This window comes from Bradyrhizobium zhengyangense, from assembly GCF_022012435.1.
Classification (GTDB): Bacteria; Pseudomonadota; Alphaproteobacteria; order Rhizobiales; family Xanthobacteraceae; genus Bradyrhizobium; species Bradyrhizobium zhengyangense.
Genome location: NZ_JAKLUA010000001.1, coordinates 798,237 through 816,557, shown reverse-complemented (window position 1 = coordinate 816,557; position 18,321 = coordinate 798,237). Strand labels below are relative to the sequence as shown.

Annotated in this window: 16 protein-coding genes; 6 read left to right on the top strand and 10 right to left on the bottom strand. The window is 64.1% G+C overall.

Annotated elements, in window-relative coordinates; genetic code table 11:
- Positions 1-67: 67 nt before the first annotated feature.
- Entirely contained in the window at positions 68-343 is a 276-nt protein-coding gene (locus tag L6637_RS03915; protein WP_237869257.1) for a hypothetical protein, read from the bottom strand.
- Between the two features lie 114 nt (positions 344-457).
- On the opposite strand from L6637_RS03915, the gene L6637_RS03910 reads away from it, so the two are divergent.
- Entirely contained in the window at positions 458-673 is a 216-nt protein-coding gene (locus L6637_RS03910) for a hypothetical protein (protein ID WP_237869256.1), read from the top strand.
- A gap of 261 nt (positions 674-934) precedes the next feature.
- Entirely contained in the window at positions 935-1,906 is a 972-nt protein-coding gene (locus L6637_RS03905) for an acyl-CoA desaturase (RefSeq protein WP_237869255.1), read from the top strand.
- A 15-nt stretch (positions 1,907-1,921) separates the two neighbouring features.
- On the opposite strand, the gene L6637_RS03900 is transcribed toward L6637_RS03905, so the two are convergent.
- The 5 genes from L6637_RS03900 to L6637_RS03880 all read right to left on the bottom strand — a co-directional run bounded on the left by L6637_RS03900 (position 1,922) and on the right by L6637_RS03880 (position 10,047).
- Positions 1,922-2,437, bottom strand: a complete 516-nt coding sequence (locus tag L6637_RS03900; protein WP_237869254.1) for a ParB N-terminal domain-containing protein — start codon at positions 2,435-2,437, stop codon at positions 1,922-1,924.
- A 107-nt stretch (positions 2,438-2,544) separates the two neighbouring features.
- Positions 2,545-4,794 carry a hybrid sensor histidine kinase/response regulator gene (locus L6637_RS03895; protein WP_237869252.1) on the bottom strand — a complete coding sequence of 750 codons (2,250 nt, stop codon included), beginning with the start codon at positions 4,792-4,794 and terminating at the stop codon, positions 2,545-2,547.
- Between the two features lie 973 nt (positions 4,795-5,767).
- Positions 5,768-6,016, bottom strand: coding sequence for a DUF2442 domain-containing protein (locus L6637_RS03890; RefSeq protein WP_237858099.1), 249 nt, complete (start codon positions 6,014-6,016; stop codon positions 5,768-5,770).
- Positions 5,997-6,242 (bottom strand): DUF4160 domain-containing protein, encoded by a 246-nt coding sequence (locus L6637_RS03885; RefSeq protein WP_237858097.1) that lies wholly within the window; start codon positions 6,240-6,242, stop codon positions 5,997-5,999. The genes L6637_RS03890 and L6637_RS03885 overlap by 20 nt, the downstream gene beginning before the upstream one ends.
- 31 nt (positions 6,243-6,273) lie before the next feature.
- Complete coding sequence (locus tag L6637_RS03880) at positions 6,274-10,047, bottom strand: vitamin B12-dependent ribonucleotide reductase (RefSeq protein WP_237869251.1); 3,774 nt, start codon at positions 10,045-10,047, stop codon at positions 6,274-6,276.
- A 771-nt stretch (positions 10,048-10,818) separates the two neighbouring features.
- Between L6637_RS03880 and L6637_RS03875 the strand changes: the two genes are divergently transcribed.
- Positions 10,819-11,715, top strand: coding sequence for a DMT family transporter (locus tag L6637_RS03875; RefSeq protein ID WP_237858094.1), 897 nt, complete (start codon positions 10,819-10,821; stop codon positions 11,713-11,715).
- Here the strand turns inward: L6637_RS03875 and L6637_RS03870 are convergent.
- From L6637_RS03870 to L6637_RS03860, 3 genes are all read right to left on the bottom strand, one after another.
- Positions 11,712-13,973, bottom strand: a complete 2,262-nt coding sequence (locus tag L6637_RS03870; protein ID WP_237858093.1) for a CHASE3 domain-containing protein — start codon at positions 13,971-13,973, stop codon at positions 11,712-11,714. The genes L6637_RS03875 and L6637_RS03870 overlap by 4 nt on opposite strands.
- The gene (locus L6637_RS03865) at positions 13,970-14,383 is read right to left on the bottom strand and encodes a response regulator (protein ID WP_237858092.1); all 414 of its coding nucleotides are present in this window, start codon (positions 14,381-14,383) and stop codon (positions 13,970-13,972) included. The genes L6637_RS03870 and L6637_RS03865 overlap by 4 nt, the downstream gene beginning before the upstream one ends.
- Before the next feature lie 332 nt (positions 14,384-14,715).
- Positions 14,716-15,297, bottom strand: coding sequence for a BA14K family protein (locus L6637_RS03860; RefSeq protein ID WP_237858087.1), 582 nt, complete (start codon positions 15,295-15,297; stop codon positions 14,716-14,718).
- A gap of 247 nt (positions 15,298-15,544) precedes the next feature.
- Here L6637_RS03860 and L6637_RS03855 point away from each other — a divergent pair, with 247 nt between their 5' ends.
- Positions 15,545-15,952 (top strand): NADH:ubiquinone oxidoreductase subunit NDUFA12, encoded by a 408-nt coding sequence (locus L6637_RS03855; protein WP_237858085.1) that lies wholly within the window; start codon positions 15,545-15,547, stop codon positions 15,950-15,952.
- Between the two features lie 455 nt (positions 15,953-16,407).
- Here the strand turns inward: L6637_RS03855 and L6637_RS03850 are convergent, their stop codons facing one another.
- On the bottom strand, positions 16,408-17,094 hold the full coding sequence (locus L6637_RS03850; RefSeq protein ID WP_237858083.1) for a DJ-1/PfpI family protein: 687 nt from the start codon (positions 17,092-17,094) through the stop codon (positions 16,408-16,410).
- Between the two features lie 91 nt (positions 17,095-17,185).
- On the opposite strand from L6637_RS03850, the gene L6637_RS03845 reads away from it, so the two are divergent.
- Together L6637_RS03845 and L6637_RS03840 are read left to right on the top strand one after the other, a co-directional pair.
- Positions 17,186-18,124, top strand: a complete 939-nt coding sequence (locus L6637_RS03845) for a GlxA family transcriptional regulator (protein WP_237858081.1) — start codon at positions 17,186-17,188, stop codon at positions 18,122-18,124.
- 13 nt (positions 18,125-18,137) lie between these two features.
- Positions 18,138-18,320: a hypothetical protein gene (locus L6637_RS03840; protein ID WP_237858079.1), complete on the top strand. Its 183-nt coding sequence runs from the start codon at positions 18,138-18,140 to the stop codon at positions 18,318-18,320.
- Position 18,321: the final 1 nt, after the last annotated feature.

Here is an 18,321-nt window from a genome sequence, read left to right as displayed (position 1 = left end):
AAGCGCAAAGCGCCGTGCCCACGATCTCTCTCGGTCACAAACAAGGCGAGACTGTTCGCGCGGCGGCCTACCACCAATACGGCCAGCGCCATCCCTCATAGCGAATATAAGACGGCACGAACGGCGGGCCATAGGGATCGACGCGGTCGTCTTCGGGCCGATAGCGATAGCGTGGCACGACGTTGTAGTCCCACGGCGTCGGCCTGAGCACGGGTGCCGTCACGATGAGCCGCTCCTGGGGCGCGCGCACGACGACGGCCTTCCGCGGACGTGCCTCGGCAGCGGACGTGCCAAGCAACACCAGGGCCGTTCCGAGAGCGCAGGCGATTGTTTTGATCTGCATGTGTTGGCCTCCTTGCTGGAAGAGTGCAAAAGGACGCCCGGCAAGGCAAGCTAATTCCTCCGCTGAACCTTTTGGGCCGCCGGCCGTTCTCTGTGTCAATGGAGAACGAATACAATGATGTTTGATTTGCGGGCCATGGCGATCGCGGCAAGTTTCATTCTGGCGCCCATCGCGGTGGCGGCGGCCGAGGGTCCGCAGGATCAGCCTGCAAAGCCGGCCACGAGCGCGGCCGACCATGCCGGTCCGGCCCATCCGATCCGCGTTATCCTTGCGGCTCCCTGGGAGACAGCCCCGTCCTCGTCAGGCGCACAGGTCACGGTGCAGAAATAGTGCCGTAGGGTGGGCAAAGGCGCCCTTGCGCCGTGCCCACGGTCTCTCTCGGGTACAAGCAATGCGTGGGCATGCTTCCGCCTTCGCTCTGCGAGCTACGGCGGCCGCTTTGCCCGCCCTACGACACCGAGATCGCCGTTTTCGCGTTAACCCCCGCGACAGCTGTTGCCATCACCGCGCTTCCACGGGTTGCCCTGGATATCGGGCCTCTGTACCTTCTCGTTGCAGATGAGCTGATGTTGCATCCATGGATTGGCTGAAATGACCGTCGTTGAGGGCGTGGTTGCAGAGGAGGGATCCGGCCGGAACAAGGCGCCGAAAATGCCGCCCGGCGTGCTGGTCGAAGGCCCTGTCGTCGACGCCAAGTTTCGCGATTCCTACATCTCGTTCGCCCTGATGATCGCGGGCTCGATCGGGGCGCTGATCTGGGCTTTCACCTACGGCCTTGGACGCGTGGAGATCTCGGTCTTCCTCGGCATGTTCATGCTGACGACGATGGGAATCGGCTTCATGCATCGCTACTTCGTCCACCGCAGCTATCGCTGCGGTCCTGTGATGCGGACGATCCTGGCTGCGATTGCCACAATGGCGGTGCAGGGCTCGATCCTGAAATGGGTGAGCAACCACCGGCGGCACCATCTTCACTCCGACAAGCCCGGCGACGTTCACAGCCCTTACTATGACGGCTTCGGCCACCGCATCGAAGGCTTCGCCAAGGGGATGGGGCATGCGCAGGGCGGCTGGGTGTGGGACCAGGCAACCACCGATGCCGAATACTACGCAAGGGATATCCTGGCCGATCCTATCGCGATGTTCTTCACCAGGACGCGCTGGTACTGGTACGCGCTGTCGGCGCTGATCATTCCCGGCGGCATCGGCTATGCGGCCGGCGGCGTGCACACGATGATCGGCTGCGTGCTGTTCTCCGGCCTGTTCCGCAGCTACATGATGACGATGGCGACCTCGCTGGTGAATTCGGTCTGCCACAGCGACGGCCGCTGGGGCTATCGCCGCTACGAGCTCGACGACGGCACCACCAACGAACTGGTCACGACGCTCATCACCTTCGGCGAGGGCCTTCACAACAACCATCACCGCTTTCCGCGCGATGCGTATCTCTCGCACGCCTGGTACGAAATCGACATCAACGGGCTGATCATTTTGGGATTGGGGAAGCTCGGGCTGGTGACCGATATTTTCATTCACCCGGAGAACGAGCGGCGGCGGGACTGAGCGGGTGGCCGGCAATCAATAGCGGCCGCCGCTGCCTTTTTGCTGCGTGATCCAGTCCGACAATGTTTTCGGGGACGATTTCGCAGGCCGGCCCGGTGATGCCTTCGGATTGTCGCGGACGCCTTTCGTCGGACGGGTACGCGGCACTTCGGTTGCGTTGACGCCCCTCAAGACAGCCGTCGATGCCTCTGCGGCTTCCTTCTCGAGGCGCAACTGTTTCAATCGCGCCATCTTGATGCGCTCTGCCTCGACCTCGGGCCCCTCGGACAGGAACTTTCTGTGCTGCGCAAGCTCGGCCGGAACCACGACACCGAGAATGGTGGTCTCGCCGAGCGCCTTGCAGGCTTCGAGCCGCTGCAATCCCTCGACCAGGACGAGGCGGTCTCCCTCGGTTCGGACGGAGATGGGGGCCTGTTGCCCGATGTCCAACATGCTTTCCGCGATCTCTTCCACGATCTCGGGCTTGATGTCCTTCTTTCTCTTCGTCGGAACGAAGATTTTCTCGATCGGGAAGCTTTCCGGCTTGGACATCGCTTGTCCTCCGCGTCTAACCGGTTCCGTTGCAAACCCGGTGGGGTGGGAAGTGTAGGGGTGAAAGGCGCGGTCGCAAAGGTATTTCGGGCGGCGTGGCTGGGGGACTAAGGATCGAGCGGACCTGGCTGATTTGGGAGCCGGCTGCGCAGCAAGTTCACCAGCTCGGCGATCTTGAATGGTTTGGTCAGGATGTAGTCGAATCCGACGCGCTTCATGTTGTTCATGTTGGCTTGCATAGCATCCGCAGTCAGCGCGACGACCGGAATGTGCGCGGTGGAAGGATCTTCGCGCAGGCTCTGCAGAACGTCGAATCCCTTGCCGTCGGACAGGTGAATGTCAGTGATGACGAGATCGGGCTTCACCGATCGCGCAATGGCGATCCCGTCCTTGACGGTCTGCGCATCGAGCAAGCGGATGCCTCCCGCATTTTCGACGACGCCACGCATCAATTCGAGATTCGGGATCTTGTCCTCGATATAGAGAACCGTATTCCGCGCAAGTGGGGTGGCTGCAGGCAATGGCGTCGCAACCTTCGCTGACGTCGTGGCGCCCTCATCGGCGGCCGGCAGGTCGACCCAGAATTTGCTGCCTTCTCCTTCGGTGCTATCGAAGTCGATGCGACCGTTCATTGCCAGCACCAGCCGGCGAGTGAGAGCAAGACCGATGCCGGTCCCCTCGACCTGGGTGAGTTCGGCGCCGAGGCGATTGAACGGCTGGAAAATCTGGTCGCGAAGCGCCGGACGGATGCCCGGTCCGGTATCCCGGACGATGAAGCGGACCATGCTGCCGACCGGGATCGCCGACAGCTGAACCCAGCCGCCCGGGATGTTGTACTTGATGGCGTTGCTTCCGAGATTGAGCAGGACCTGGATCAGACGGGTCCGGTCGGCGGTGACGAGCGGAAGGTTTGCCGAGGTGTCCACCGTGAAGACAATGCCGCGCTTGCGGGCCTGGAGCTCCAGCGTGCGGCTCGCTTCGGTCATGATTTCCAGGCAATCGAGCGTCTCGAGGTCGAGCTTGACGTGTCCGGCCTCGAGGCGGGCCATGTCCAATATATCATTGATGACATTTTCGAGATGCTCGCTCGCCGTCATGATGTTCTCCGTGTAACGAATCCGGCGATCGCGCGCGAGCGCATCTCCCGCCCCGTGCAGCAATTGGGCGAAGCCGGAAATGGCGCCGAGTGGCGTTCGCAACTCGTGGCTCATCGACGCCAGAAATTCCGATTTCGCGCGATTGGCTTGTTCGGCCACCTGCTTTGCGACCACTGCCTCGCGCGTCTCCGCTTCTCTCTGGAGGCGTTCGCGCTCGCGCAGCGCAATCAGGTGCGAGGCTCTGACCAGCGCCTGGCCGACCTCGTCGATCTCGATGATGTCGGTGACGGGAATCGACGGCAGTCCCGGTGACCCCAGTGCAAGGGCCGGGGCGCTGAGCCTCCTGATCGAACGGCTGATGCGGGCACCGAAGATCGCGGCCGCGAGGCAGCCCATCGCAAGCATGGTGCCGGCAATTGCAGCGTTGAACGCGATCGATTGCCGGGCATCCGCAGTCAGATCGGCGAGCGGTATGCCCATGCCGACCGTCCAGCCGGATCGGGGGGAGCGGCTGAAGCTGCTGAAAATCGGGATGCCTTCGACCGTCGTGGTTTCGATGCTGGCCTCGGCGACTTCCGTGAAGCGCCGGACGAATTCAGCCGCGCCCTTCTTGCCGATGAACTGGTCCGGGGCATGCGTGCGCGCGACGATGATGCCGGTGCCATCGAAAATCGCAGCGACCCAGCTCGGCGGAATATTCTGCCTGCGCAGGATCCCGCTCAGGCGATCGGGGGTGATGCCCATGGCCAGCGTGTAGATGATCTTGCCGTTCGCGAGCACCGGCACCTCGACCACGAACACCCAATTGTCGACGACGGGACCGAGGAAAAGATCGGAAACGACGGGTTCGCCGGTTTCGAGGATCCGCCGCACGACGTCGGGCTGTCCATGCCGGGGCAGGGGAGCGCCAAACGGCCGCAGCGTATTGAGGACCTGCTGCGCCGCGGGATCGGTGAGGACGATGTTGGTGCCGGTCAGAACGGTCAGCGCCTCGCGCGCCTGGCCATAGAAGCCCTCGAGGTTGCCGGAGGAGAGATGAGGCGATGTTGCGAGCGCCTGCAGCGCGGATTGCACCCCGTACAACTCGGCATCGACGGCCTGGATCAGCGCGCGGGTGGTGGCAACCGTGCTCTGACCGACAGAAGCGGTATTTTGCCGGTAGGAATGCACGATCATGAAGCCCGCCGCCAGCGTCACTGGCAGAACGCAGGCGATGACCAGGCAGATCAGCCAGAAGCGAATGGTCCTCTGATGCCACATGACGCTCTCGCGCCGGCGCGCAACGATGCAACGTCGTTGCGCGCCGGTGGTCCCACTTGGGAGATTCGACCGTCACTGACGATCGAAACAGAGTTGTCATGACCGTTAGCGACTCACTGGGTCTTGATCCAGCGCAAGATATGTCCGATCGGTCGGAAAGAGTGCTACGAGCGCCAGCGTCCGCGCGCGGCAATCCTCGGGGGATCAACCGTGCGCGACACAACCATTGCGATAGATCGCAGCGCGCAGCGTGGATTGAGCTCTTTGCGAAACCCATCATCTCTCGCCCACGCCCCCAAAAGTCAGACCGCAGATGTGAATTACGCCACAGACGGCGGCCATCCAGTCTGCTTATCTGTCGCCATCACGCCTCTCATGCGCGCGCTTGGCATTGCGCATCGGGCGCCATCGCATTTCGAAACTGTTGGGTGATCGCTATGGGCGTTTTTCATCGCACAGCCATGCTTTGCAGCTGGTTCATCGAGTCCACCATGAGCGGGTGTACCGAGAGATTTCGCGTGCGCTGAACAAGCGCACAGAGAGTTTCCCGAGGCCCCGCCGGTGACGGACGGGGCCTTTTCATGTTCGCAATCTGCCCATTCCGGATCGGCGGCGCCTTCGCGAGAAGGAGGCAGGGTCATGTGGAAGTATGTTGGACCCGATTTCGCTTTCGACGTGGTGAAAGGAATGGTCGCCGGAATAGCCTCAATGGCCTTTCAGGTCGTGGCGCCGCGAACCTTTCGTGCCGCAAAGCAGTTTCGCGCGCGCTGGGCTGCGAGGAGGGCGGCGAGGCGGGCCGCGAGGCAGGCGCGTCGAGATGCGGTGGCGGATGACGAGCGGTGAGGGGCTGATGGTCCGGATGGAGCGCGTAGGGTGAGTTGGGCGTAGCGAATCCCATCAACAGTCGGGGTGGCGTGATGGGTTTCGCAATGGCTCAAGCCATCCTTCGGGCTTTTGCCCGAGAGAGGTTCACCTATGCTGCATGTTCCGGGGATCGCGTCACGTCGCCACGTCCGGCAAGGAGGCCTGCAACGGATATGTCCTCGTCAAGCGCTTCCCAATGCAAACCGACGCGGCTGAGTTCGACCTGCTCGCGTTCGGCGGGCGTCGCATGCAGCAGACGCGGAAACCATGCGAGCGGTATGCCGAGTGTCCGGCCGTCGGACAGTTCGACCCACATCGTGTGCTCGTCGAAGCGAACGCTAGTTGCCGAAATGGTCATGCCAAGCCTTCAGAAGAAGATCGCGGTTGTCTTCTACCACGCGCAGGATATTCGAAAGTTCCCGCGGATTGAAGCCATAACTGTCGGCGATTGATATGGCGGGCTCAAGCCAGATCTTGGCGTCCCGGCCGCCGCCTTTGACGTGGACATGCGGCGGCTCGGGTGGCTGGCCTTCGTTGGAGAAGAAGTAGTAGCGCAAGCCGCCCTGGCGCAATGCAACTGGCATCTTGGCCTCCGGGCGGCTTGCGCTATTGGTCTTAGCTGCACCCCGTCGTGCTGCCGCACGTATCGCACTTCATGCAGGTGCCATTCCGCACCAGCGTGAAGTTGCCGCACTCTGAGCACATCTCGCCCTCGTAGCCCTTGGCCTTGGCTTCCGCGCGGCGCTCGGCCTTGCTGGGAGCCGCGACCGTTGCGGCGCTGCCGGCCTTGCTCCACTGGAGCGCCTCGAGCTTCTCGGTTGGCGAGAGGTCGTGGGCCACTTCCTGCTTCAGCGCGACTGCGCCTTCGAGGACATCGCCGACCCGCGCGCTCGCGCCGTGTGAGGCCAGCGCCGTGACCTTGCTGCCGCCTGACGGAGCGTTGTCGCTGCCGGAGACGACCGCAGCCGAGCCGCCGCGCATCACCACAAGATTGTCGGTGCGGGAGCGGGTGAGGCCGCGCGACACCAGCTTGGAGGCGTGGTGGCCCGTGTTCTCATCAGGCTCCTTGCCTTCCTCGACGCCCTTGCCGAGCGCGTCGAAATTCGACTCGGTCGGATCGACATGGGCGAGATCGAAGCGCGACATGTAGCTCACCGCCAGTTCGCGGAAGACGTAGTCGAGGATCGAGGTCGCGTACTTGATGCTGTCGTTGCCCTGCACGGGGCCCGCCGGCTCGAAGCGGGTGAAGGTGAAGGCGTCGACATATTCGTCCAGCGGCACGCCGTATTGCAGACCGAGGGAGACCGCGATCGCAAAATTGTTGATGAAGGAGCGGAGCGCTGCGCCTTCCTTGTGCATGTCAATGAAGATCTCGCCGAGACGGCCGTCGTCATATTCGCCGGTGCGCAAATACACCTTGTGGCCGCCGACGACCGCCTTCTGGGTGTAGCCCTTGCGACGATCCGGCATCTTCTCGCGCTCGCGCATCACGATGATGCGCTCGACCAGCTTCTCGACGACCTTCTCCGCAACTTGCGCGGTGCGCGCCGCCATCGGCTTCTCGTGCAGCATCTCGACTGCATCGTCCTCGTCCTCGTCATCGCTGATGAGCTGCGAGTTGAGCGGCTGGCTGAGCTTGGAGCCGTCGCGATAGAGCGCGTTGGCCTTCAGCGCGAGCTTCCACGACAGCATGTAGGCGGACTTGCAGTCCTCCACCGTGGCGTCGTTCGGCATGTTGATGGTCTTGGAGATCGCACCCGAGATGAAGGGCTGGGCAGCGGCCATCATGCGGATGTGGCTCTCGACCGACAGGTAACGCTTGCCGATCTTGCCGCAGGGATTGGCGCAGTCGAACACCGGATAGTGCTCGGCCTTGAGGTGGGGGGCACCTTCCACCGTCATCGCGCCGCAGATGTGGACGTTGGCCGCCTCGATCTCGCGCTTGGTGAAGCCGACGGCCTGGAGCAGGTCGAAGCCCGGAGCCGCAATGGCTTCAGCGCCGATGCCGAGCTGGTCGCGGATGAAATCTTCGCCAAAGGTCCACTTGTTGAAGGCGAACTTGATGTCGAAGGCGGTCGGCAGCGCCTTCTCGACCTTGGCGATGGCTTCATCGGTAAAGCCTTTGGCCTTAAGGGTCGAGGCGTTGATGCCGGGCGCGTTGGAGAGCGAGCCGTGGCCGACGGCGTAGGCTTCGATCTCCGCGATCTCGCTCTCGCGATAGCCGAGCGCGCGCAGCGCCGCGGGGACCGCGCGGTTGATGATCTTGAAGTAGCCGCCGCCGGCGAGCTTCTTGAACTTCACCAGCGCGAAATCAGGCTCGATGCCGGTGGTGTCGCAGTCCATGACGAGGCCAATCGTGCCCGTGGGCGCGATGACCGTGGTCTGGGCGTTGCGATAGCCATGCTTTTCGCCAAGCTCGAGCGCCGCATCCCAGGCCGCCTGCGCGTGGGCAACGAGGTCGGCTTGCGGGCAGGAGACGAGGTCGAGCGGGACCGGGTTGACGCTGAGCGCCTCATAGCCGTTGGATTGGCCATGGGCAGCGCGGCGGTGGTTGCGGATCACGCGCAGCATGTGCGCGGCGTTCTTCTTGTAGCCGGGGAAGGTGCCGAGCTCGGCCGCGATCTCGGCCGAGGTCTTGTAGGTGATGCCGGTCATCACAGCGGTCAGCGCGCCGCAGAGCGCACGGCCTTCCTTGCTGTCATAGGACAGGCCCATGGTCATCAAGAGGCCGCCGATATTGGCGTAGCCGAGGCCGAGCGTGCGGAACTCGTAGGAGAGCTCGGCGATCGCCTTCGACGGGAACTGCGCCATCATCACGGAGATTTCGAGCACGATGGTCCAGAGCTGGCAGAGGTGCTCGTAACCCCCAACGTCGAACTGCTTGGTCTCGGTGTTGTAGAAGGTCAGCAGGTTGGCCGAGGCCAGGTTGCAGGCGGTGTCATCCAGGAACATGTACTCGGAGCACGGGTTCGACGCGCGGATGTCGCCGGACGCCTTGCAGGTGTGCCAGTCGTTCATGGTGGTGTTGAAGTGCAGGCCCGGGTCGGCCGACGCCCAGGCGGCGTAGCCGATCTTCTCCCAGAGGTCGCGCGCCTTCAGCGTCTTCGTCACCTTCTTGGAGGTGCGGGCGTTCAGATTCCAGTCGCCGTCGGTCTCGACAGCGCGGAGGAAGTCGTCCCGGAGCGAGACCGAGTTGTTGGAGTTCTGGCCGGAGACCGTGAGATAGGCTTCGCTGTCCCAGTCGGTGTCGTAGGTGTCGAACTGGATGTCCTTGTAGCCTTGCTTCGCAAACTGGATCACACGCTTGATGTAGTTGTCAGGCACGAGGCTGCGGCGCGCGAGCTTGATCTCGCGGCGGAGCGCTGGGTTCTTCTCGGGGTCGAAGCAATCGTCGCCCGAGCCTTCGCAGTTCACGCAGGCCTTCAGCACCGCTTTCAGATGCTTCTGGTTGATCTTGGAGCCGGTGACGAGGGCGGCGACCTTCTGCTCCTCCTTCACCTTCCAGTCGATATAGGTCTCGATATCGGGGTGATCGACGTCGACGACGACCATCTTGGCCGCGCGGCGCGTGGTGCCGCCCGACTTGATCGCGCCGGCAGCGCGGTCGCCGATCTTGAGGAAGCTCATCAGGCCGGACGAGCGGCCGCCGCCGGACAGCTTCTCGCCTTCGCCGCGCAGGCGGGAGAAGTTGGAACCGGTGCCGGAGCCGTATTTGAACAGGCGGGCTTCGCGGACCCAGAGATCCATGATGCCGCCCTCGTTGACGAGGTCGTCACCGACGCCCTGGATGAAGCAGGCGTGCGGCTGCGGATGCTCATAGGCCGACTTGGACTTGGTCAGCTTGCCGGTGAAGGGGTCGACGTAATAGTGGCCCTGGCCGGGGCCGTCGATGCCATAGGCCCAATGAAGACCGGTGTTGAACCATTGCGGCGAGTTCGGCGCGACCATCTGCATGGCGAGCATGTAGCGGAGCTCGTCATAGAACGCCTGCGCGTCCTCGTCGGAGGAGAAATACTTGCCCTTCCAGCCCCAATAGGTCCAGCAGCCGGCAAGGCGGTCGAACACCTGCTTTGACGAGAGCTCGCTGACATAGCGCTCCTTCTCAGGCAGAGCGGCCAGCGCCTCGGTGTCGGGCACGGAGCGCCACAGGAAGGAGGGGACGGATTCCTCCTCGACCTTCTTCAGGCGCGCGGCAACGCCGGCCTTGCGAAAGTACTTCTGGGCGAGCACGTCGGAGGCGACCTGCGACCATTCGGCCGGGACCTCGACGCCGTCCATTTTGAACACGACCGAGCCGTCGGGATTCCTGATCTCCGACGTGGTCAGGCGGAATTCGATTCCCGCATAAGGTGACTGTCCCGAAGTGGTGTGGCGCCGCTCAATCCGCATGGTCTTGCCCCGTCCTTATCTTTGACCGGATACGCCCCTCGTTGAAGGCGTCCGGGTCGACATTTCGTTTCGCGTTTCCTTCAGGGCCTTGTCAGGCCCTTGAGCACCGCAGTTCAGCCGGTGGATCCGGCCCAGTTTCTCCCGACGTGATTGATCGATGCGCGCACCGATCATCCGCCGGCATGTCCAGACACATCCGCCCCCAAGGGGATGAGCCCGACATGCGTTCAAACGCCCCACAACGTCACAACGCCACTAGATGCCATCCGAGCCTGTTGCCGGCCCGTTCTGGCGCCCGAAAAATCCGCCTGCCGAGGGCAGACAAGCCCTCATCCCGCTGCCTTCGTCTGGCCTGGCGGAGTGCAGTTATGCGGACCCTTTGGGGGAGTGCCGGCGGGACGCAAACTCACTCGCGCCGAACGGTCCGAAAGCTAGGACTCTCCAAAGCGCCCGTCAAGAACTAGTGCGAGTTCCTGAATCAAATACTAAATATGGTGGATTGCGGGGGATAACAGGGGGCAATGCCCGCACCTGTCTGGACCCAAGTATCAGTGAGTCCTCAGGGATTCCCAACCGAAAAAATTTGCATCCCGTGATGATCCGGACCCTTCATCCCGCTGTTCACAGGGCAGGTATATTTTTGGCCGATGGGATTGCGTCAGGCAGACTCACGTAATGGTACGGAAGCTGAGGGCAGGCATGCCCCCCGAGGTGGTGGTCGGCCGCACGAATCCGCGCCAAGCTGACCTCTGATTTTGCCGGACTGCCCCCATGCTTGATTCGACTCGCCCGGTGATGCGGCCACGCATCGCTCCGGCCGGCCTGATGTTCCTCGCCATCACCTCGATCGGCTGGGGATTCAATTGGCCGGTCACCAAATTCCTGATCGGAGAGCTGCCGCCGCTCACCTTGCGGGGCGTCACCGGCGTGCTTGGGGCGATTCTGCTCGCCGCGCTGGCGCTGGTGCGCGGCGACAGTCTGAAGGTTGCCGTCGCGATCTGGCCGCGGCTGCTGACGGCGGCCGTCCTCAACGTCACCGGCTGGATGGTGCTGATGGGACTGGCGCTGCTCTGGCTGCCGGCCAGCGAGGCGGCGCTGATCGCCTACACCATGCCGGTCTGGGCCTCGCTGATCGCCTGGCCCGTGCTCGGCGAGCGGCCGACCGTGCTGCGCACGCTGGGCCTGGTGATGGCCTTTGCGGGCCTGGCCTCGATCATGGGCGGCAACGGCATTGCCGCCAGCGCCGAGAAGGCCCCTGGTATCATCATGGCGCTGTGCGGCGCGCTCGGCTTTGCCGTCGGCACGGTATTCTCGAAGAAATACCCGATCCACCTGCCGCCGGTCACGGCCGCCGCCTGGCAGATCGGCATCGGCTGCCTGCCGATCTCGATCGTGGGCCTTCTGGTCGAGACCTCGCATCTGGACAAGGTGACGCCGACAGGCTGGTGGCTGCTGATCTATTCGACCGTGGTGCAGTTCTGCATCGCCTATGTCAGCTGGTTCGCAGCACTCGCCCGCCTGCCGGCTTCGGTGGCGGCGATCGGGACGATGGCGGTGCCTGTCATCGGCGTCGTCGCATCCGCGATCGCGCTGCACGAGCCGCTCGGACCGGGCCAGATCGCTTCGCTGATCTTCACGCTGGCGGCCGTGGTGCTGGCGACGCGCTAGCCCGCCGGCATCCCGCTGCCGCCGCCCAGCGCCTTCCGGATCATCTCGGCGAGCTGGTTGCGACGATACGGCTTGGTCAGCAGCATCACGCCGTCATCGAGCTTGCCGTGATGGACGATGGCGTTATCGGTGTAGCCGGAGGTGTAGAGCACCCGCACACCCGGCCGGCGTTTTGCCACTTCGTCGGCGAGCTCGCGGCCGCTCATGCCGCCGGGAATGACGACGTCGGTGAAGAGCAGGTCGAAGGCCTGGCCGGCGTCGATCAACTGCAGCGCCGTCTTGCTGTCGGCGGCGGCGACGGTCTTGTAGCCGAGGCTCTGGAGCTGGGCGGTGACGAAGGTGCGCACCAGATTGTCGTCCTCGACGACAAAGATGGTCTCGGCGCCGCCTTCGGCCTGCGGCCCAATCGGGCTTGTTGCTTCCACTACGCCCTGGCCCGGCGGCAGATAGAGCTTGATCGTGGTGCCGTGGCCTTCCTCACTGTAGATCTTGATGTGGCCGCCTGACTGCTTGACGAAGCCGTAGACCATGGAGAGGCCGAGACCGGAGCCTTTGCCGACCTCCTTGGTGGTGAAGAACGGCTCGAACGCGTTGTCCTGCACGCTCTGCGGCATGCCGGTGCCGGTGTCGCTGACGGCGAGCATGACGTAGGGGCCGGGCGTGACGTCCGCATTGGCCTGCGCATAAGCCTCGTCCAGCACGACGTGATGGGTCTCGAGCAGCAGCTTGCCGCCGTTCGGCATGGCATCGCGGGCGTTGATCGCCATGTTCAGCACGGCATTGGTGAGGCGGGACGGATCGATGTGCGAGGTCATCGGTCCCTTTTCGAGCACGGTCTCGATCTGGATCTGCTCGCCGAGCGTCGGGCGCAGCAGTTTTGCGATGTCGGCAATGGCGGCGTTGATCTCGACGTCGCGCGGCTGCAGCGGCTGCTTGCGCGCGAAGGCCAGCAAGTGCTGGATCAGGTCGGCGCAGCGCGCGGCGGCATCGTCGATCAGGCGCGCGGTGCGCTGCAGCTCGGGCTGATCCTTCAGCCCCGCCACCAGCGTCTCGGTATTGCCCGAGATCACGGTCAGCATGTTGTTGAAGTCGTGCGCGACGCCGCCGGTCAGCTTGCCGATCGAGTCGAGCTTCTGCGACTGATACAGCTGCCGCTCGGTTTCACGCGAGGCGGTCGCGTCGTGATAGACCAGCACCGCGCCGGAAACGTTGCCTTGCCCGTCGCGCATCGGCCGGCCGCTGATCATCAGATGGCGCGTGCCGTTGCCGCTGTGCGGGCGGACGATCATCTCGAGCGCTTCGAACTCGTCGCCGCGCAGCACGCGCGCGGAAGGCAGCTCGTCGGATTTGAGCGGCGTGACGCCGTCGCCGTGGAAGACGTCGGACAGCACGCGCAGATTGCCAAGGCTCATGCCAGCCCGATGCAGCAGCATGCGCTCGGCCGCCGGATTGGACAGCAGCACGGTGCCTTCCTTGTCGATCACCAGCACGGCCTCCGCCATGCTGCGGAACGTGCTCTGCAGCACGTTGACCGACAGGCGCAGTTCGTCATGGGCGGTGACGAGGTGCTCGGTGCGTTCGGCAACGGCGGCCTCGAGCGCCACCTTGGCCGCCTGCGTCTGCTCGAGGGAGCTTTGAAGCTGCACGGTGGCACGCTGGCTCTCGCGCATCACCATCACGACCAGCAACAGGATCACCAGGGCGCCGGCGACGTCGATGCCGAGCAGCACGATGCTGGTGCGGCGGGAATCTTGCGATCGCGCGCTGAGCAACCGTTCTTCCCCCGAGCTCAGGCGGTCGAGGTTACCTATCACCGTGTCCATCAGGCTGCGGCCTTCGCCCTTGCCATTGAGCGCGGCAATGGCCGCCTCATCGTTCGCCGCGCGCATGCGCATCGCTTCGGCGGCGACTTCGACCCGGCGCAGCACCAGCGGCTCGGTGGCATCGAGCAGCGCGATCTGATCAGGATTGTCGCGCAAGCCGCGCTTGAGGTCGGCGAGGGCGGGCGCGATCTGGGCGTGCGCCGCCTGGAATTCGTCATTGAAGCTCGAGCTGCGGTAGATCTCGTACCCGCGCGCGGCGCTTTCGGCGTGGCGGATCAGGGCGCGGAGATCCGAGATCTTCTTCAGCACCTGGACGGTGTGGCTGACCCAGGCGGTGTCCGACCGCGACTTGACGTCGAGACCGATCGAGGCCGCGGTGATGAGCAGGAGAACGGCAAGTCCAGCACCGAGAATGACGCGCTGCGAGGGGATCAAGGGGCCTCTTTCTGGTCCTTCGGCGGCGCGCTCTCGCCGAGGCATTCCCGGATCGTGGTCAGCAGCGTTTCGGGCGTGAAGGGCTTGCGCAGGCAGCGCGCCGCGCCGAGCTCCAGCGCCATGCGCAGGAAGTCCGGGGAGGGCGAGGCGGACGAGGCGAAGGCGTAGCCCGACATGGCGATCAGCGGAATCGCCGGTGCGCGTTCGTGAAAGATGCGGATCGATTCAAAGCCGCGCATGTGCGGCATGAAGATATCGACCAGCATTACGTCAAACGGCTGCGCTTCCAGCGCAGCAAGCCCGGTTTCGCCGCCGTCAGTCAGCGTGACGTCGAAGCCCTGGCGCAGAAGGAGGACCTCGATGGTCGCGCCGACCATCGGATCGTCATCGACCACGAGAATACGCGGCATGACCTTTCCCAGTAGATCGAAGTCCCCACAGCGATTGGTGATATAGGCGAATCGTGTGCCGGGTCAATTTTGGATTGGGCCGAAATGGATATGCACGGAGCAATGCATAGCGCCTTTGCGAGTTCCTGATTATCCGCGGTCGGTGAGGCAGGCGAATTCCGTCGGATTTCAATGACAGGTTGAGGCAAATGCGCGCAATCGGCGAAGGCTGTCCCGTGAGATCGTCATTCGCCCAGCCTACGCGATCGATGGTGGTCGTCCTTGTTGCCCAGCAAATCAAGGGCGGCACCGATGATCCGGCGCCGCCCTTGAATGATGAGCGTCAGGTCGCCTTACGGGCAGGGATGGCGTAGGCCGTCATAGCCGAGATAGGTGCCCGAGGCCGGGTCATAGGACCGATAGCGCTGGGCGCAATAGGCCGACGAATCGCCTCCTGTATCGGGCACCACGGCGACGGACGCGCTGTCGTCATAATAGCCGTCGTCATAGTAGTTATCGCCGTAATACGGGCCGCCGCCATAATAGGCGTATGAGCCGAGGCCGCCGATTGCTGCGCCTGCCGCGAAGCCCGGCCAGAAGCCGCCACGGTGGTGCCAGCCGTTGCCATGCCAGTTGCCGCCGCCATTCCAATGTCCGCCTGATGCCGCGAAGTTGCGGCCACCGCCGTTGAATGCGACTCCGCCGTTCGGGCGCGCGGCCGCTGCGAAGCCACCGCCGCCCCCACCGAAGTGGGCGCCGCCGGAGAAGCCGCCCATGCGGGCACCGCCGCCACCGAAATGTGCTCCACCGCCGCCGCCGGCAAAATGACCGCCTCCACCACCGTGGCCACCATGGCCTTGGGCGAAGCTCGGTGTCGCCATCGGAAGGACCAGCGCCAGTGCTGCGGCAGCGCTCAAAACTCTCAGACTTCTCATGTTCAACTCCTTTTCCAGCAAGCAAACCCGCGGAAAGGGCCGTTGTTCCTGGGTTCACGCCGCTGTGCGCGTAATGTCCAGATTTTCACGCGGCGGCTGTACCTGGCATGAACCGATTGTGCGCGCTCTGCGGCAGCGGTGCGCGCCGGGGGCACCGCGCGTGGCGTAGAGCATGGCCGCACTGGGCGAACTGGACATTTGGCCGTCCGGATGGCATCAGGACCCCACGAAGCAGGGCCCTTGCCGCATGAAACAATTCTTCCTGAAGCTCTTCACCTGGTGGAACGGCCAGACCTTTGGCACCCAACTCTGGACCTCCAGGTTCGGGGAGCTGGTCGGCCAGGACGAGCAGGGCAACCGCTACTACCGCACCGCCGGCGGCAAGATCGATCCGACGCTCGGTTTCGAGCGGCGCTGGGTGATCTACAACGGCTATGCGGAAGCAAGCCGGATCCCGACAGGCTGGCACGGCTGGATGCATCACGTCGTCGACACCCCGCCGACCGAGGAGAACTACCAGCCGCGTGAATGGCAGAAGCCGCACCAGCCGAATCCGACAGGTACGGCCAAGGCCTACCGTCCGGCTGGATCGACGCTCGCCAGCGGCAAGCGCCCGAAGGCGACCGGCGACTACCAGCCCTGGACGCCCAGCTAGCTCAGGCCATCTCCATCTCCGGATTGGATGCACTCGCATCCTGACGACATCGCTGTGGACAACGGGATCAGCGGGGATGCCGGCTGACGGGCCGTTGCGTCCGCAGGTGCGATGCGGCTCAATGAACCCATCTTACGGAGATGGGAGACCATCGCGTTCGGTTCGGGCAACAGTTCGCGACTGTCCCGAAATGCAGCGGCCGCCGAGGAAGGACTCGATCGGGAGATAGGCCCCCGGTTTGGAAGCTCCGACATCGCCCGATGAGAATGTGCGCCGCCGTGAGACAGGAAAGGCCGCTTGGGAAACCAGGCGGCCTTTTTCTGTTGGGCGCTCGCAATGACGACGTGATGCAGCTGTGCGCCGAAACTCCAGTCGCGTGCCCCGGACGCAGCGAAGCGCTTCTTCAGCGGTGCAGCGTTGCACGCTGCACCGCGTCCGTGACACGAGAGCCGCGTTTACACCAACCGCTCAGCCGCCCGCTTGGCGGCATCGAGGCGGCGCGCCTGGAACGGCGCGACGCGCTCCTTCATCAGCGCAAGGACCTCGGCCGGGGCCGTATCCGGCGAGCCGGCATTGAAGGGCGGAGCGGGATTGTATTCGAGGCGGAGCTGGATGGCCTCGGCGGTGGTGCGGTCGACCAGCAGGGACACCAGCGTGAGCGCGAAATCGATTCCCGCGGTGACGCCGCCGCCGGTGACGCGGTTGCGATCGACGCAGACGCGCGTCTTCGTCGGTGTCGCGCCGAACAGCGCCAGCATCTCCATCGCGCTCCAATGAGTGGCGGCGTTGTAGCCTTTGAGAAGCCCGGCCGCGCCCAGCACCAGCGATCCCGTGCACACCGAGGTGACGAATTTGGCGCTGGAAGCCTGCCTGCGCACGAAGTCGAGAGTTTCCTCGTCGTTGAGGAGAGCATCGGTCCCGAAGCCGCCGGGGATGCAGATCACATCCAGTTGCGGGCAGTCGGCGAAGGTGATGGTCGGCGTCAGCATCAGCACGGAATCGCTCGGCACCGGATCCAGCGTCTTCCAGATCAGGTGCACGGTCGCGCCGGGGACAGATGAAAACACCTGCAGTGGCCCGGTGAAGTCGAGCTGGGTGACGCGCGGAAACACCAGAAGACCGATCTGGAGCGATGCCGACATGAGAGCCTCCGAAGAAGAGCTTGACGGGCGCAAGATGGCATGCTGCCCTCCTGTCCAAAATGGCGTATTTCCCTCGCTTTCGGACATAACCATGATCGGCATCCTGATCTTCCCGGATTTCCAGCTGCTCGATGCGGCAGGTCCCATCTCGGTGTTCGAGATCGCGGCGCGCGCCAGTGGAAAGCCGCTTGCGCTGCGGGTGCTGGCGCTGAACGCCGGCGCCGTGCGCTCGTCCTCCGGCGTCGAGATGATGGCGCGCGATTTCAAATCGGCGAACGCGATCACGACGCTGGTCGTGGCCGGCGGCGCCGGCGTGTCGGCGCCGGCGCGATGTCCTGTGACCCTCGCTTTCGTGCAGCGGCTGGCCAGGCGCGGCGTGCGGATCGCCAGCGTCTGCTCGGGCGCCTATGTGCTGGCGGAAGCCGGCCTGCTCGACGGCCGCCGCGCCACCACGCATTGGGGCCGCACCCGCGAATTCGTCGCGCGCTATCCCAAGGTGAAGTTCGAGCCGGACCAGATCTTCACCCGTGACGGCAATGTGTGGACGTCGGCGGGTATCAGCGCCGGCATCGATCTCGCGCTGGCGATGGTCACCGAGGATCATGGCGAGGAGATCGCGCAGGCGACCGCGCGCCAGCTCGTGCTCTATCATCGCCGCAGCGGCGGCCAGTCGCAGTTCTCATCGCTCCTGGAATTGAAGACGCCGAACGGCCGTTTCGGCGCATTGCTCTCCTGGGCTCGCGAAAATCTCGATGCGCCGCTCACCGTGGAGAATCTCGCCGATCGCGCCGGCATGAGCGCGCGGCATTTCGCCCGCGCCTTTGCCGCGGAGACCGGCACGACACCTTCGAAGGCGATCGAGCGGTTGCGGATCGAGGTCGCGCGCGAGCGCGTGCAGTCCTCGCGCGAGGCGATCGAGCGCGTGGCGGAGACGACCGGCTTCGGCGATCCCGAGCGCATGCGCCGCGCCTTCATCCGCGCCTTCGGCCAGCCGCCGCAGGCGCTGCGGCGCGCGGCGCGGGCGGGGTAAGGGGCATCGCATCATGTGGACGAAATCGATCGGCTTGGTCTTGTTCGTCACACTTGCGATGACTGCATTTTGCCTTGGGCAAGTCGCGAGGCGGCGCTTTCCAAGAACCTACAATACTATCGACAAAGCCCTGTCCGGCGTCGAACTGGTGTTTATGGTCGTCGTGTTTTTCGGACTATTTTACTTCGCGCGCTGAA